The organism is Paenibacillus sp. alder61, assembly GCF_020179875.1.
Taxonomy (GTDB): domain Bacteria; phylum Bacillota; class Bacilli; order Paenibacillales; family Paenibacillaceae; genus Fontibacillus; species Fontibacillus faecis.
This window is the reverse complement of sequence record NZ_JAIUDG010000007.1, coordinates 181,912-197,232: the sequence shown is the minus strand read 5'-3', so window position 1 is coordinate 197,232 and position 15,321 is coordinate 181,912. Positions and strand designations below refer to the sequence as shown.

Below are 15,321 nucleotides of genomic sequence, written 5' to 3'. Positions count from 1 at the left end.
AGGATAGATTTCTTACTGCACCAAACTTTCTATATCCGGCTGCAACTTGTTCCGCAGAACATACAGCATGGCGGCCCCGACAAGGAACGCGACGGCATCCGCAATGACGAGTGACCAGACGACCCCGTGAAAGCCGTTCGTCTGATTGGCGATAAACAATACGGGAATCAGAGTCGCTCCTTGAATAACCGACATGATTAACGCGGCGGTTCCTTGGGCTGTGGCTTGAAAGATCCCCGTGAACAAGGTGGTCATTCCTGAAATGAACAAGGATAGGAACGTGACATGCAGAATATAGCTGCCCATTTCGATTAATTGCGGGTCATTCGTAAATAAACCGATCAAGTGGTCGGAGATCAGATAGACGATGACGCCGAACACGACGGCTAACGCCGCAATCGTTTTGATCGTAAACCCGATCGTATGCTTCATCCGTAATTTATTCGCTGTAAACGAGAAGGCAATGAGCGGCACGACTCCCTCGCATAACCCCATCAGAATAAACTCGGGAAATTGCATTAAACGTGACGAGATACCGTAAGCCGCTACGGCCGAATCTCCATACTCAACAAGAAAATGGTTAAAGATGAGCGACATCGCCCCCAAAAAGATACTCATAATAAAGACGGGGGTTCCAATTTTGAACACATTGCTCAGAACCTCCTTGGTAGCTTTGAACCATTTTACGGAGATGGTCAAGAATTGGCTCTTGGCTCCCATATGGAAGGCGTAGAAGGCACTCGCGACCAGGTTGGAAATAACCGTAGCGGACGCAACGCCGATCACGCCCCAGTGGAAAACGAAGATGACGAGCGCATCCAGAATAATATTAACGAGGACACTGAGCATCATACCGATCATCGACGTGATGGCCGCACCTTCCGAACGCACGATATTTTCCAGCGTGAAAAATAAGATGACGAAAGGTGAACCCACCAGCATCATCGTGACATAGTCCTTCGTAAATCCGAAGGAGTCGGGCGTTGCCCCCAAGCCATGAACGATGAGATCGATCAACGGGAGGCCGACGGCCATCACGATCATACCGAGAACCAGGCTGCTGTAAAAAGCGAATGAAGACACATGCTTGACGTCATCATATTTCTTCTCTCCCAGCAAACGGGAGATGAATGTGCCGCCACCTATGCCAAGCAAGTTGCCTAGCGCCATAATGATGGCGAATAACGGCAGGGTAAGCGCGAGTGCGGTTAACATGGCGGTATTGTGAAGCGTACCCAGAAAATAGGCGTTCAAAATGGAATAGATGACACTCATTGACGTGCCGAGCATCATCGGTACAGCGAAGTGAGCTACAGCTTTTGCGACGGGTGCTTTTTCAAAGTAATGGAGGTTTTCCGCATCCATGGGGTTCACCACTTTCATATATATTTTACAACCAATCTAACACCGTTAGGTTGAGCCTTACAGTGTTAGATGATAACATGGGCATAGGATCATGTAAAGCATAAACTTACACTGTTAGATAAAAGGGCGGATAATGATGAAAAAACAGCAGCCTCAGATTTCGGAGGATAAGATTTTGGAAGCCTCGTGGGAGCTTCTTCAAGAGGATGGCATCGAGAAATTCAGTATGCGACGATTGGCCGGCCGGCTGGGGATTCAGGCTCCCTCTCTGTACTGGCACTTCAAGAGCAAGCAGCATCTCTACCAGCGTCTGGCCAACCAGGTATCGAGCGTGATTCTAGAGGAGTTTCACTCCGAGGGGGACTGGAAGGAGCAACTGAAGGGGCTTGCCGTAACGGTTCGAAGCGTGCTCGGCCGGTATCCTTGCTCCACGCAGCTCATGATGTCGACGCTGCCCCATGAAGCGGATATCATCCGGTTCAACAATCGTATGCTGCGCTGCGTGGAATCGACGCCGCTCGAACCAGAGCAGAAAGTGCAAGTGGTTCTCACGCTTATGAACTATGTCTACAACTTCGTTCTGGACGATTATGAGCACCAGCGCAATGTCTCTGCGATTCTTGAGGAACAGGGAGCGGAGGCGCTTCCGGGCGAGCAAATGATTCACCTGCTGGATTCCATGAGCGAGACGGATGCGGGGCTGTTCCGGAGAATGTTCACGAGCGGGCTGTTCGAACTGATGGGGACCGACAAGGCGTTTGAGTTCGGCTTGAAGGTGATTTTGCTCGGGATTGAACAGGTGATCGAGGAACAGGCAAGGTAGAATGTAAAAAAATCCCTGCCAGGCAGTTCTTTCTTTCATGCGCGAGAACGATTCCACCGGTCAGATTGCCATACCAAGAACCATAATTTGTATAGTTTTTGTATAGGCGAGGTAGTTATGCTGGTCTATAAGGGTGTGTAAAATTTAGTCATTTTTGTTCCGTTGTGCCCAACGTCATAGGGAGAGGGGGAAGTTGGAACCGATTTGATTCAAACATAGTGCCGTAATGATAATGCTCAGGATCGCGACAATAGGACTGAAGGACAAACACCCGAAATGTGTATGCAAAATTCAAATCCTCCTGCAAATGTATGAGACAGGCAGGTGGATCTCTCTGTGGGAAGCCTGTTCCATTTGCTCTCCAGCGGTTTATACATACCAGGAGGTACGAAATGAACAGGGGGATGAGATTACGTGTCTACACGTAGCAGCAAGTTTTTTTGGAAAAAGCAGCTTATGGTTTTGCTGGCGTTTGTTGTGGTCGTAAGCGGATTTCCCGCTGCGTTCGCGCCGGTGGCGAAGGCGGCGGAAGCCGATCCTAAAAACCCGGGCGGAGCTAGTACAAAGGCTCCCGTGGTGTGGTTGAAGGCGGATGACGGCCTGGATGCTCCGGATGGAAAACTGGCAGGATGGAGCGATAAATCGGCGAATCCGATAAGGTTTGATATGGATGTTCCAGCGGGCCAAGAGGCGAGAATCCCGACAGTGAATGCAAGTGGGATTAACTTCAACCCAAGTATCAAATTTTATAACAATGACATTCCAAGAATTGGGCATTACAGTAAGTCAGTAAAACTGATTGGAGATAAGCCAATCACTTTCAAATCAGGCTTTGCTGTCTATAAGACTCCTGACTCCGGCAGTGCAGGAGCACTGGTTGGGGGAAAGGATAAAAATGCCGGTCAAACAAACGGTGTAATTATAATGGGCGGCTATGGTGATGACTTCACTACGGGAAATGGAACCACCGGGGTTTATAATTATTTTAGACCTGTAAACAGAACACGACCTCAACTAGTGAACTTTGAAATCGCCGACGTAAGCAGTAGCAGTCATTCCGCCAAGTTGGACGGGGAATCGGTGCCAATTACAAGACCGAGCGATTTTGGCGACATAACGTTCACACCTGTCATTGGAGCTACGAATGGGGGTTCTGATGATTGGTTGGGTCTTGGCGCCGATGTCGCGGAAATTATTTTATACGATCAATTGACAAGTGCCGATGCAGCGAAAATAGAGACCTATTTAGCGGTAAAGTATGGAATCACGCTGAATAAAGGCGGCAGTAATTACGTTGACACCGATGGTAATCCTGTGTGGCAGGTAGATGCCACTTACAAGTACAACATTGCAGGTATCGGCCGCGACAGCGTGGAGGGCCTTGACCAGAGACAAAGTCGCAGCGTTAACGCAGGTGTGCCGCAAGTGGCCATTGCTGCTGGTGTGTTTGCCGAAACCAATGAGGCTAATGGAAATTCACTTACGGACAAGCAGTATCTGATCTGGGGCGATAATGGCAAACCATTGCTTTTTGATCAGCAGATCGGTGACACAAAGGAATACCGTGCTCAACGTGTGTGGAAGGTGCAAAACACCGGGCAGGTGGGACAAGTTCAAGTTGCTATTCCGGAGAACAATATCCCGAAATTGGAGAAATTGTTCGTAAGCGATAGTGAAACTGACTTTACACCTGACCATGCTAAAAGTTATGAATTTGAAATTAAAGCGATTAACGGCATTTCGCATTATGTGGCTACAGTACCGGAAGGGTTGGCAGATGGGCAATTTTTTACATATGGAGTACTGGCCCCGGAGCCGGAGACCGTAACGCTTGAGGAGATCACCGCTGGCGGCAACGAGATCGTGCTGAGCTTTGATCAAGAGATTGCAACAGATGCTACTAAAGATGGTTTTTTAATTACAGTTGGTGACACCCAAGAGCCGGTCGATATCAGCAAAGTTGTCGTAGAAGGCAACAAAGTGAAATTGACGCTGTCGAAAGAGCTCAAACCGACTGATACCGTAAAACTGGAGTATAAGCATGCAGAAGGTAACTTAAAAGGAACCCATGGTGCCTCTGTCCTTGATTTTAATAAGGAAGTTACCAATAAAATTGGCGCTACTCCAACGGTGACGCTGACGGAACCGAACGGAACAGTGAGTACCGGCAAACCGCAATTTAAGGGAACGGCGACTCCAGGCTCCACAGTGACGGTAAAAGTAAGCGAAGGAATTACTTTGACCGCGGAAGCGGATGAACACGGCAACTGGAGCGTTCAACCGGAGCAAGACCTGCCGGATGGCACTTACAATGTTGAGGTTACCGCGACGTATGGCGGTAAAACATCGGAACCGTTCAAAATGGACGTAAAAGTAGATACAACCAAGCCAACGGTGACGCTGACCGAGCCACGCGGAACAGTGAATACCGGCAAACCGCAATTTAAGGGAACCGCAACGCCAGGTTCGGAAATAATGGTGAAGTTAAAGGATGGCCTTATCCTGACAACAAAAGCTGACGTGGACGGGAATTGGAGCGTTCAACCGGAGCAAGACTTGCCGGACGGAGTTTATGATGTCGAAATAGGAGCGGCCAAGGATGGAAAATACTCGGAACTGGTGAAAGTGAGTTTGAAGGTTGACACTACAGTTCCGGAAATCGTCGATAAATCCGCCCTTGAAGCCAAAATCTCGGATATGGACGGCAAACTTGAGAACGGCAATCTGAAAGCCGAAGATTACACCACGGAAAGCTGGCAAGCAATGCAGGATGTATTGAAGAAAGCGAGAGAAGTCTTCGCGGATTCAAATGCAACGCAAGAACAAGTAGACCAAGTCAAAACCGCGTTGGACAATGCCGAGAAGAACCTGGTGAAAATCGGCGGGGAACTGAAAGATTGGGAGCTTGTCGGACTAACTGAAGACGGTACGAAAGACATCAAGGTAAGCCCTGAGTTTAACCCGAATCAGTACAAGCATTACACGGCTACCGTAACGAATGACGTATACGGCATTGGCCTGAACCCAACGGTCGAATATCCGAATGGTACACAGGTGAAGGTTTACGTCAACGGAACGGAATACCCTGCGGAACAATGGAGCAAGCTTCCATTGAATGTGGGGCAGAGAAATCTGGTTCAGGTCAAAGTTGAAGACACGGCTGGCAACCTAATTAACGAGTATACCATCGAAATCACTCACGAAGACTCGCCGGCGGCCAACAACAAGCTGGGATCGTTGGTGCCGTCCACAGGCAGCCTGTATCCTGAGTTCAATCCGGATACAGCTTCCTACACGATGAGCGTAACGAACAGCGTGTATCAGATTCAGTTCAAGCCGACGGCGCAGAATCCGAACGCGAAGATTGAGATTCGTGTGGGTGCGAACGGTAAACCGCAAGCAGTGACGAGCGGCGAATTCAGCGGCGTTCTGAATCTGAATCCCGGCTCGAACGACATTTACATCCTAGTCACGGATGAGAACAACGTTTCGAAGGAGTACAAAGTCACGGTGTACCGCGCGTACAGCAGCGGCTCCGATAACGGCGGCAGCGGCGGTTCCAGCAGTGGCGGCACGGTGACCACTTCGCCATCGACCGGCACGGGACAGGTGAGCAAGCCGCTCGATCTTGTCACGACGGTCAATGGGCAGCAAGTACCGTTTGCTACAGGCACGGTAACGCAAACGGGCGACCGTACGCAAACGACTGTAACTGTAGATGCGGGCAAACTGTCCGGCGTTCTCGCGGGCGGAAAAGGACAAAAGCTGTCCATCAGCGTTCCGAACAACGGCGATTTGACGGTGCAAGGATTGACGGTACAGCAGTTGAAAGAGCTGAAGGATTCCGGCTCCAGCCTGGAGATCGAGAATCTGCTGGCGATTTATCCGCTTCCTGCGGGACAACTGAACCTGAACCGCATCGCCGGCCAATTCGGCAACGCTTCGCTGAGCGACATCGCCGTCAACGTCAACATCAAACGGGCTTCGAACGAATTGAATCAACTCGCGCGTGAAGTGGCGGCTAAAAACGGCTATGAACTGCTCGTCCATCCGGTCGATCTGGACCTGTCCTTCACGCATGGCGGACAAACGATCAAGGCGGGTAAACTGAACAGTTATGCCGCCAAATATATCGCTTTGCCGGAAGGCGTTGATCCGAGCCGGATCACCACCGGCGTTATCGTAAACCCGGACGGCAGCGTGTTCCACGTGCCGACGGTAGTCACGAAGATCAACAACCGTTATTTTGCGAGAATCAACGATTTGCGCGGCAGTGGAACCTACTCCGTCATTTGGAATCCGAAGAATTATGACGATGTGTTGAACCACTGGGCGAAAGCTAGCGCCAATGATATCGGAGCCCGGTTGGTGATTGAAGGAACGGGCAACAATACCTTCACGCCAAACCGCGATATTAACCGCTCCGAATTTGCGGTATTTATCGTCAAAGGCTTGGGTCTGATGCGCCAGGATGTAGAGCAAAACGCTTTCCGCGATGTGCCTTCATCGACCTGGTACCATGCGGCAGTCACGATCGCCAGCGAATCCGGCATCGTGCTCGGTTATGACGATGGCGCGTTCCATGGCGAAGCGTACATTACGAGAGAGCAGGGAATGGCGATGATCGCGCGCGCCTACCGCCTGATCAGACCGGAAGCGTCGATGAATACGGAACAAATGAATGCCGTACTGTCCGGATACGGCGACGGCAACAAGGTATCGAATTGGGCGAAGGAAGCGGTCGCGCTGCTGATCTCCGAAGGAATTACCGAAGGTGGCAACGGCCAACTCTTGAAGCCGCAAGCGAAGATGACGCGGGCGGAAGCCGCCGCGATGATCCAACGCTTGTTGAAGACGACCGGACTGATTGACTAAGAAGATATCGATTTAAGCTGCAAAACAAAACAACCGTTGTCGGCTCAAAACCGGCGGCGGTTGTTTTTATTAGCGGCTTTAGCCAGTTGAGCACGCGAAGCGTGCGAAACAATAAACCACCTGCTATGTGCTTCCAACTCCAAAAAGATGCAAATCTGCAGGTATTTTAGGCCGATCCCCGAGGGGATGCGAAAAAAGATGCAAATCCGCAGGAATTTCCAGCGATTTTAGAGAAACGAGCCGGTTTCGTCGAAAATTCCTGCAGATTTGCAGGAATTTTGAAATTTTGGCCTTAAACAAGAAAAAAACATGCACATATGCAGGAATTCTATAGTATCCAGGTTGTCTGAAGGCGACTAGTAATAAACGCATCCCTTCAGGGGGAGGCAAAAGCGGCAACGGCATAGTAGCTTGACAAAGTGAAAGCTAGCTTCTTTAGACGCGAGCCGGTAATAATGGCTTATAGCCTAAGACGGGTGATTATGATTTTAGAAAGCTGCGGCTGAATGTTTTTTATGGGCGTTCACCCAAGCGCTCTTTCCGCGAATGCATATGATGATTATGCCTAATCATTGAAAGGAGCGATCATATATGGGGTTTTTTCCAGCGCCAGGGACGGGTGGAGGATTTCCAGGCGGACCGGGTGTACCGGGAGGACCGGGATTTCCAGGTGGATTTCCAGGGGGATTTCCGGGGGGTGCGCCGGGAGGCGTTCAGGCGCCGACAAGTCCTCCTCCGCAATTCGTACCGCAAATGCAAACTGCCACATTTGCCGTTGATCCCGGAGGGATCAGACGCTGCCTATTCCGCAACACCTACATCTGGCTGAACAACGGTGAGCAATTCTGGTTCTTCCCGGTATTCGTCGGGCGTACTTCGGTTGCAGGGTATAGATGGTTCGGCTTCTTCTGGGGGTACTTCGGCATCGATTTGAACCGGATTGGCTCGTTTGTGTGCTTCTAAGGCCATTCGGCTGTTCATGGACACGAGTTATCAATCGTTCCGGATCGCGGGAGCCGCCGGCGATTTAACTAAAGGTGGAATGGCCGCTGCTTGTTAGCGGGTCCTCACATCCTTGATGTGAGGAGGAGGGCTGGGGCTCCCGATAGGAACCCGTTATATTTTTCAAATAGGCACCCCGACATTATAATTGTTATATACATCCTATAGCGGCACGGACTAGGAGGACGGCATGCAATTTCAACCGATCTATGAGCATGGGAAATTACTTCTACCCAAGATCGAATTCAATATGACCTCGAACCAATCGGTCGGCATTATAACGGACTTGAAGCGAAAGCAGCTTATCATGAATCAGTTAGAGGATCATTCCCGGTATTATTTATTTCGAGCGGGGCAAAACGAGTATATGCATTTATCGGTGGAGGAATTAATCACTTTTCTAATCAATGTAACAGAGCGGAATGACCGTGCCGCACGGTTAATAGAATATTTTGGTTTAAAGGAAGAGCGGAAGGTGAAAATCAAGGATCTAAGCTCATCGAAAAGAATGTACGTCACCTTGCTGCGTGTCTTTTTTGCGCATCAGCCTACGATTGTTTTGGAGGAACCTTATTTTTACTTGGAAGAAGAAGATCGCCGCCATTTTAAACGGATTTTGGATGACCTCTCGAAAGAGAAACGGATTTTGATGTTAACTTCGAATTTAGAAGACGCCATGATTTCCTGTGATGTCATCTATCGTTTGAACGAGCTCGGATTTCATCCACTGGATATTCGGGACTCGGAAGAAGATAAGCAGGAAGCGCAGGAACAAGATCGGGCCAACATCACCCTGCAGAAGATTTATACGAAAAAAAACGACAAGGTGATTCTATTCGATCCGCCTGAAGTCGACTACATAGAAAGTATGGATGGTTCGGTCCTCGTGCATGTAGGTGGAGAAAATTATGTCTGCGCTTTGACGCTAACCGAGCTCGAGCAGAGATTGAACAATTTCGGCTTTTTCAGGTGTCACCGATCCTACATCGTGAATCTGCAAAAGGTAAGAGAAATCATTACATGGACGAAGAACAGCTACAGCTTGCGATTAAGTACGGGTAAAGACGCCGTGGTTCCGTTATCCCGTTCAAAATTGCAGGAATTAAAGTCGCTTCTTCATCTTTAATTTCCGGGGCAATATGGAATCCGTCAGGCATTCCAGGGTACCGTTCAGGCGACAATAGCTACATTTCGGCGGGTTTTGATGGCTTGGAGCACGCGATCCTTATATGCTTAAGGTATCAACTCCAAGGAAGTGGTGTTCATGGGTGTGATCCAAGTAGAACTTATTCGAAAGCGGGAAGTGAGCTGCTATGAGTACGAGTATCTCATTTAAACGTGTGCGCGCGATATTTGTGAAGGATTATAAAGAGTTTTCGCGCAATTACGGGCTCTCCATTATGCTGACTCTCCCTATTATTCTCGCACTCCTTATTCGAGGTGTAGATTCGTCTTTACCCTTAGCTTCCGTGGCTGGAACTTTTGCTACCGTTCTTAATCTTTCGTTTGTGCTGCTGACCTGTTTCGCACAAGCCTGCTTGATTGCGGAAGAAAAGGAGCGTAGCACGTTAAGATCATTAATGATGACTCCGGCCACGTCCCTGGACGTTTTAATCGGTAAAAGCAGTCTGGTCTTTGTCATGTCTGCGGTGATTCTGACGGTTTCTACGTATATATTCGAATATACGCCGGTCAATATATGGGCTTTTGCGACGGCCGTTATTCTTTCGATCATCCTTTACATTGCGGTCGGAACGATCTGCGGGTTATTCTCCAGGACGCTGCTGGATGCATCGTTATCCATCATTCCTGTGGCATTCGTATTCTCCGGGGCGCCCTGGGGAGTGCTGCTGGCAGATGATTTTCCGATTTTCCAAGTGCTGGAGTACACCCCAAGCGTTCAACTTGTGCGTTTGCTGAGCATAGAGAGCACAGGCTTTACGACAGGAGATTTATTAAAACCGCTCCTCATTATTTTGGCCTGGACGGTTGTGTTATCGATCGTGTCCGTTGTCATGTACCAACGACGGTCAACGGATGAGTAGGAAGGAGGGAGCCCATTCCAATGAGTTTAGCAATCAAGTGGATGCAAGAATGGAAGGACCGCGATCACCGGCTTAGGCTGAAAGGCTATCGGGACAAAGTGGAGCTCGTCAGGAAGCGGAATTTGGAAGCCTGGGACGATCGGCGGCTGCAAGCCGAATCTCTCCGGCTGAAAAAGGAGGCGACTTCGGGTACGCCTTTGGACGAGCTGCTTGTCGATGCGTATGCGCTAGTCTGCGAGGCGGCGAAGAGAACGCTCGGATTGCAGCCCTACGATGTCCAGGTCATGGCAGCCATCGCCCTGCACGAGGGATTTCTGATCGAGCAGCATACCGGCGAAGGAAAAACGCTCTCCGCGGTGATGCCCGCCTGTCTCAATGCGCTGACCGGCGCAGGCGTACATGTGCTGACGTTCAACGATTATTTGGCGGATCGGGATGCGGAGTGGATGGGCCCGATCTATCGTTTTCTCGGGTTAACGGTAAAATCGGTGCAGACCGGCATGAGCCTGTCGGAGAAAAGGGAAGCGTACGCCGCGGATATTACCTATGTGACGGCCAAAGAGGCGGGATTCGATTATTTGCGCGACACGATCGCCCTGAGCGAAGCCGACACTGTGCATCGTCCTTTCCACTACGTCATCGTCGACGAAGCGGATTCGCTGCTTCTCGACGAAGCGCGGGTACCGCTCGTCATCGCCGGCGAGCCGGGCTCTTCCGAGAGCAACAACGGCACTCGTTTCGCGGAAGTCGCCAGACAGCTTAAGCAAGGGGAGCATTACGACTTCGACGAGTTCCGGCGGAATGTTTATTTGAATGAAGCGGGCGCCGCGAAAGCGGAGGAACTGCTGGGATGCGGCAATTTGTACGAAAGCCGGCATAGTGAGTTGTTATCGTCGTTAAATTGCGCGCTGCATGCGGAAGCGTTATTGAAAAAAGACGTCGATTACATCGTCCGGGACGGTAAGATCGAACTGATCGACGAATATACCGGCCGCGTGGCGGAGAACAGGCATTTGCCGGAGGGGCTGCAAGCCGCGCTTGCGGCCAAAGAAGGGCTGCCCGTGAAAGCCGGAGGGAAAATTCTCGGGACGATCACCCTGCAGCACTTCCTTAGTCTATATCCGAAGATTTGCGGAATGACGGCGACTGCGCAAGTTTCCGCGATGGAATTCGAAGCGATTTATGCGCTCCAGGTCGTGCCGATTCCGCCGAATCGGCCCAACCAACGGATCGACGGTCCGCACCGGATTTATACCCATAAAGAAGCCAAATTTAAGGCGCTTCTTCAGGAAATCTCGTCCGTTCATCGGACGGGACGGCCGATTCTTATCGGTACGTCAAGCGTCGAGGAGTCTGACCTGCTGGCGGAGGCGCTGGCGGCTCTGGGCGTACCCTGCCATGTTCTGAACGCGAAGAACGACGCGGAGGAAGCTGAAATCATCGCCAAAGCGGGAGAAATCGGCGCCGTGACGGTGTCTACGAATATGGCGGGACGCGGCGTCGACATCCGGCTCGGCGGCGGCGACCCCGCGCAAGCGGAAGTTGTCGCAGGGCTGAGCGGGCTATACGTCATTGGTACGCATGTGCACCAAAGCGTACGGATCGACGACCAACTGCGCGGTCGTTCCGGCCGCCAAGGGGACCCGGGAGCTTCCGTATTTTTCGTAAGCTTGGAGGACGAGTTGATGCAGCGGTTCGGCATCAATAAAGCGATTCCGCGCGCCTATCGGGGGCTCAGGCAGGATGAGCCTCTCGAAGAGTCGGTGCTCCGCGGCAAAATCGCGCATATTCAGCGCGTGATCATGGGTCAAAACTTCCATATCCGCCAGGAACTGAACCGTTATTCGGATATGGTGGAGGAGCAGCGGCGTATTCTATACGAGGAGCGGCTCGGCATTTTGAAAGGCGAGACGAAGGTGGGCCCATCGGAGCAGCGGGTACGGCTTTATTTTATCGACAAGTTCTGGGCCGACCATCTGGAATACGTCTCCTACCTTCGCGAAGGCATCCATTTGACGAGCCTGGTTAACCGCAATCCGATCGACGAATTTCATGCGCAAATCATCCAAGCCTTCGAGCAACTCCCGGCTAAAATAGATAAGGCGTCGGCGAATATGCTCGCCAAGCTGGGAGATTCGAATGATCCGGCAATGTGGGAAAAGTTCGGGCTGAAGAACCCCACTTCCACCCGGACTTATATCATTAACGATCAATACAGGGAGTACTTGCAGAATCCCGGTTCATGGGGCGCAGGAACGGTACTAGCTTATTGGATGCGCAAGATGTTGAGGCCGGTATTCGGGTGGGAGAAGTTTTGAGGAAAAAGGACAGGGGTGCCGGCCCCTGTCCTTTCTTTTACAGTTCGATCAAAGGCTTACAGATCGATTTTCCAGTTGCCCATCATTTTGGCGACTTCCGGATCGTGATACGATAAAAACAGACTTTTTCCCGTATCCAGGGTAGAGATTTGTTCAATATCTTCCGCGCTCAGCTCAAAATCGAAAATGTCGAAGTTTTCGACGATCCGCTCTTTGCGCACCGATTTTGGAATGACAACGACTCCACGCTGGACAAGCCAACGCAACACGACTTGGGCGACGGACTTGTTGTATTTTTCCGCGATCGAGACCAATACTTCATTGCCGAACATGTCGCCCCGTCCTTCAGCGAACGGCGCCCATGACTGGTGCTGCACACCCTGCTGTTTCATAAAAGCGGCGCTCTCGAGCTGGTGGTAGAACGGATGCGTTTCGATCTGGTTCACGGCGGGAACAATTTCGTTATGCACGATGAGATCCATTAGACGGTCGGGATGGAAGTTGCTGACCCCGATCGCCTTGATTTTTCCGTCGCGATAGAGTTCTTCCATCGCACGCCAAGCGCCGTAGTAATCGCCGAACGGCTGGTGAATAAGATACAAATCGAGATAGTCCAGCTGCAGCTTCTTCAGGGATTTGGCAAAAGCCAGCTTGGCACTCTCGTAGCCGGCATCCTGAACCCAAAGTTTGGTCGTGATGAACAGCTCCTCACGCGGGATGCCGCTGCGCTTGATTGCGCGTCCGACCGCTTCCTCATTCAGGTATCCGGAGGCGGTGTCGATCAGGCGGTAACCGGCCATCAATGCGTCATATACTGCGTTCTCGCATTCTTCAGCATCGGGAACCTGGTAGACCCCGAAGCCGATAATCGGCATTTTCACTCCGTTGTTCAATGTTACGGTTTGCATGGTAATTCCTCCTTAGTTTAAATGTATAACGGCAAACGGCCGCGAACCCCGGGAGATTGGCCCTACAGAGCGGTAGTTCCGCATATAGCCGTTTTGCATTACAATAAGCTTAGGACCTTCGTGTTACACGAAGTCAAGCGTCGTTCATCATTTTTTTCCAAGGGGGATGTCACATGTATACGGTCAAAGAAGCCGCACAGATTACGGGACTCACCGAGCACGCTGTGCGCTTTTACACGGATAAAGGCCTGGTGCCGAGCTTACAGCGAAATGAAAATAATATCCGGATGTTCGACGAAGAATCGATCAACTGGCTGCTTGGCGTCAAATGCCTTAAGCAATCCGGGATGCCGATTGAAGTCATTAAAATGTATATCGATTTATGTCTGCAAGGGGATTCGACCATTCCGCAACGCTTCAAACTCATGATGGAGCATAAAGAGGCGGCGCTCCTGAAGCTCGAAGAAGCCAAACGGCACGTTGCCCATTTGGAGGAAAAAACCGCCCTCTATCAGGCCATTTTGGAGCGCCGTTCGCCAGACACGACCAATCCGGCCAACTGGGATAGAATTCAGCATATGCATAGCGATGTATTTTACTCGCCCTCTGCCCGTAAGGCATGAGGGGGGGAGGCCCGTCAGATAACCTGGATGACATGGAATTCCTGCAAATCTGCATGTTTTTTTCTCGTTGGGGGCCAAAATTTGAAAATTCCTGCGATTCTGCAGGAATTTTCGACGAAACCGGCTCTTTTCGCTAAAATCGCTAGAAATACCTGCAGATTTGCATCTTTTTGGAGTTTGCCGTGTTGGAAGTGCGCTAGGCCGCACTTAAAAAACTAGTGCAAAACATGCACTATTGAGGAGAATCATTGGATGACACCAGAAGGAATTGTTTTGGTAGCAAGTGTAACCATCTTGAATCATGATCAAGCTTTGATAATCAAAGAGAATAAGCCTAATGCTAGGGATAAGTGGAACTTTCCAAGTGGACGTATGGAATATGGTGAGGACATTCTTCATACAGCTCGTAGGGAAGTTAGAGAAGAGACGGGGCTGGAAGTAAACCTGACGGGTACTACGGGGGTATATAATTTTATGAGCCGTACGAACAATCAGGTTATTTTATTTCATTTCATCGGTGAGATGACCGGAGGGGTTTTAAAACTCGAAGAGGATGAAATTTCCGACAGCAAATGGGTGCAAGTAAATGAGCTTGCTAAAATCGAGAATGAAGACTTACGAGAACCCGGTGTATTAAAGCAGATCATCGACAACTTATTACAAAATAAGGTTCACTCCATTAGTATGTATAACGAGCCGCTCCGCTCCAACTGAGCAAAAAAGACCATCCAATCAGTTGATGTGATGGTCTTTTTCACGAAAACTCATAGGGTTTTGTGCTTATGAACACCCGTAAAACTCCTCCAAAACCTTGGATTTGTCGCCATACACCTTTTCCAGGTGATCCTCTCCCCAATAGCATAAATGGTCTAGCGCGGGCTTTAACCCCCAGCCGTAAGGGGTCAGCTTATACTCCACTTTAGGCGGGATTTCTTTATAAACCTCTCGCGCCACGATCTCATCCTTTTCCAGGCCCCTTAGTTGAGTGGTCAGCATTTTTTGTGTAATGTCGGGGATTAACCGGCGGAGCTCCGAAGTCCGTTTCGGTCCGGTCATCAAATGATAGATGATCAGAGGCTTCCATTTTCCCCCCATGACCTCTAACGCCGCCTCCACTCCAACTCTATACTTCTTTTGAACGCTATTGTCCCTCGCTTCAGTCATCTTTGATTCCTCCGTTAAAAAGGATGTGTTATGGCCGAGACATAACCTCTTGGGCGGTTATCTAGAGTAGGGCACTTCCATGTTCCTATGGCACCCGTATCATCCTATAGCACGTGAAAGTGCGTACTTCCAGGTTATTCAAGTCCTGTTTATAATAGCATCAGCCAGGGATGATGGCTATAAGTTAACTGCTGAAGA

The 15,321-nt window shown here is 50.2% G+C and carries 11 protein-coding genes; 8 read left to right on the top strand and 3 right to left on the bottom strand.

The window, feature by feature from the left end:
• Positions 1-12 precede the first annotated feature (12 nt).
• Positions 13-1,365: an MATE family efflux transporter gene (locus LBW89_RS09455; RefSeq protein WP_148453923.1), complete on the bottom strand. Its 1,353-nt coding sequence runs from the start codon at positions 1,363-1,365 to the stop codon at positions 13-15.
• A 136-nt stretch (positions 1,366-1,501) separates the two neighbouring features.
• Here LBW89_RS09455 and LBW89_RS09450 point away from each other — a divergent pair, with 136 nt between their 5' ends.
• The 6 genes from LBW89_RS09450 (at position 1,502) to LBW89_RS09425 (ending at position 12,428) form a co-directional block, all read left to right on the top strand.
• Complete coding sequence (locus tag LBW89_RS09450; protein ID WP_148454564.1) at positions 1,502-2,188, top strand: TetR/AcrR family transcriptional regulator C-terminal domain-containing protein; 687 nt, start codon at positions 1,502-1,504, stop codon at positions 2,186-2,188.
• Positions 2,189-2,602: 414 nt separating this feature from the next.
• Positions 2,603-7,063, top strand: coding sequence for an S-layer homology domain-containing protein (locus LBW89_RS09445; RefSeq protein WP_225039058.1), 4,461 nt, complete (start codon positions 2,603-2,605; stop codon positions 7,061-7,063).
• Positions 7,064-7,654: 591 nt separating this feature from the next.
• Positions 7,655-8,026, top strand: a complete 372-nt coding sequence (locus tag LBW89_RS09440; RefSeq protein WP_148453919.1) for a collagen-like protein — start codon at positions 7,655-7,657, stop codon at positions 8,024-8,026.
• Positions 8,027-8,255: 229 nt separating this feature from the next.
• Positions 8,256-9,191, top strand: coding sequence for a LytTR family transcriptional regulator DNA-binding domain-containing protein (locus LBW89_RS09435; RefSeq protein ID WP_148453917.1), 936 nt, complete (start codon positions 8,256-8,258; stop codon positions 9,189-9,191).
• Between the two features lie 187 nt (positions 9,192-9,378).
• Positions 9,379-10,110 (top strand): ABC transporter permease, encoded by a 732-nt coding sequence (locus tag LBW89_RS09430; protein WP_148453915.1) that lies wholly within the window; start codon positions 9,379-9,381, stop codon positions 10,108-10,110.
• A gap of 20 nt (positions 10,111-10,130) precedes the next feature.
• Complete coding sequence (locus LBW89_RS09425; protein ID WP_148453913.1) at positions 10,131-12,428, top strand: DEAD/DEAH box helicase; 2,298 nt, start codon at positions 10,131-10,133, stop codon at positions 12,426-12,428.
• Positions 12,429-12,484: 56 nt separating this feature from the next.
• Here the strand turns inward: LBW89_RS09425 and LBW89_RS09420 are convergent, their stop codons facing one another.
• Positions 12,485-13,336 carry an aldo/keto reductase gene (locus LBW89_RS09420; protein WP_148453911.1) on the bottom strand — a complete coding sequence of 284 codons (852 nt, stop codon included), beginning with the start codon at positions 13,334-13,336 and terminating at the stop codon, positions 12,485-12,487.
• Between the two features lie 173 nt (positions 13,337-13,509).
• Between LBW89_RS09420 and LBW89_RS09415 the strand changes: the two genes are divergently transcribed.
• Positions 13,510-13,959 (top strand): MerR family transcriptional regulator, encoded by a 450-nt coding sequence (locus tag LBW89_RS09415; protein WP_148453909.1) that lies wholly within the window; start codon positions 13,510-13,512, stop codon positions 13,957-13,959.
• 252 nt (positions 13,960-14,211) lie between these two features.
• Entirely contained in the window at positions 14,212-14,673 is a 462-nt protein-coding gene (locus tag LBW89_RS09410; RefSeq protein WP_148453908.1) for an NUDIX hydrolase, read from the top strand.
• Positions 14,674-14,739: 66 nt separating this feature from the next.
• On the opposite strand, the gene LBW89_RS09405 is transcribed toward LBW89_RS09410, so the two are convergent.
• Positions 14,740-15,123, bottom strand: a complete 384-nt coding sequence (locus LBW89_RS09405; protein WP_148453906.1) for a winged helix-turn-helix transcriptional regulator — start codon at positions 15,121-15,123, stop codon at positions 14,740-14,742.
• Between the last annotated feature and the right edge of the window lie 198 nt (positions 15,124-15,321).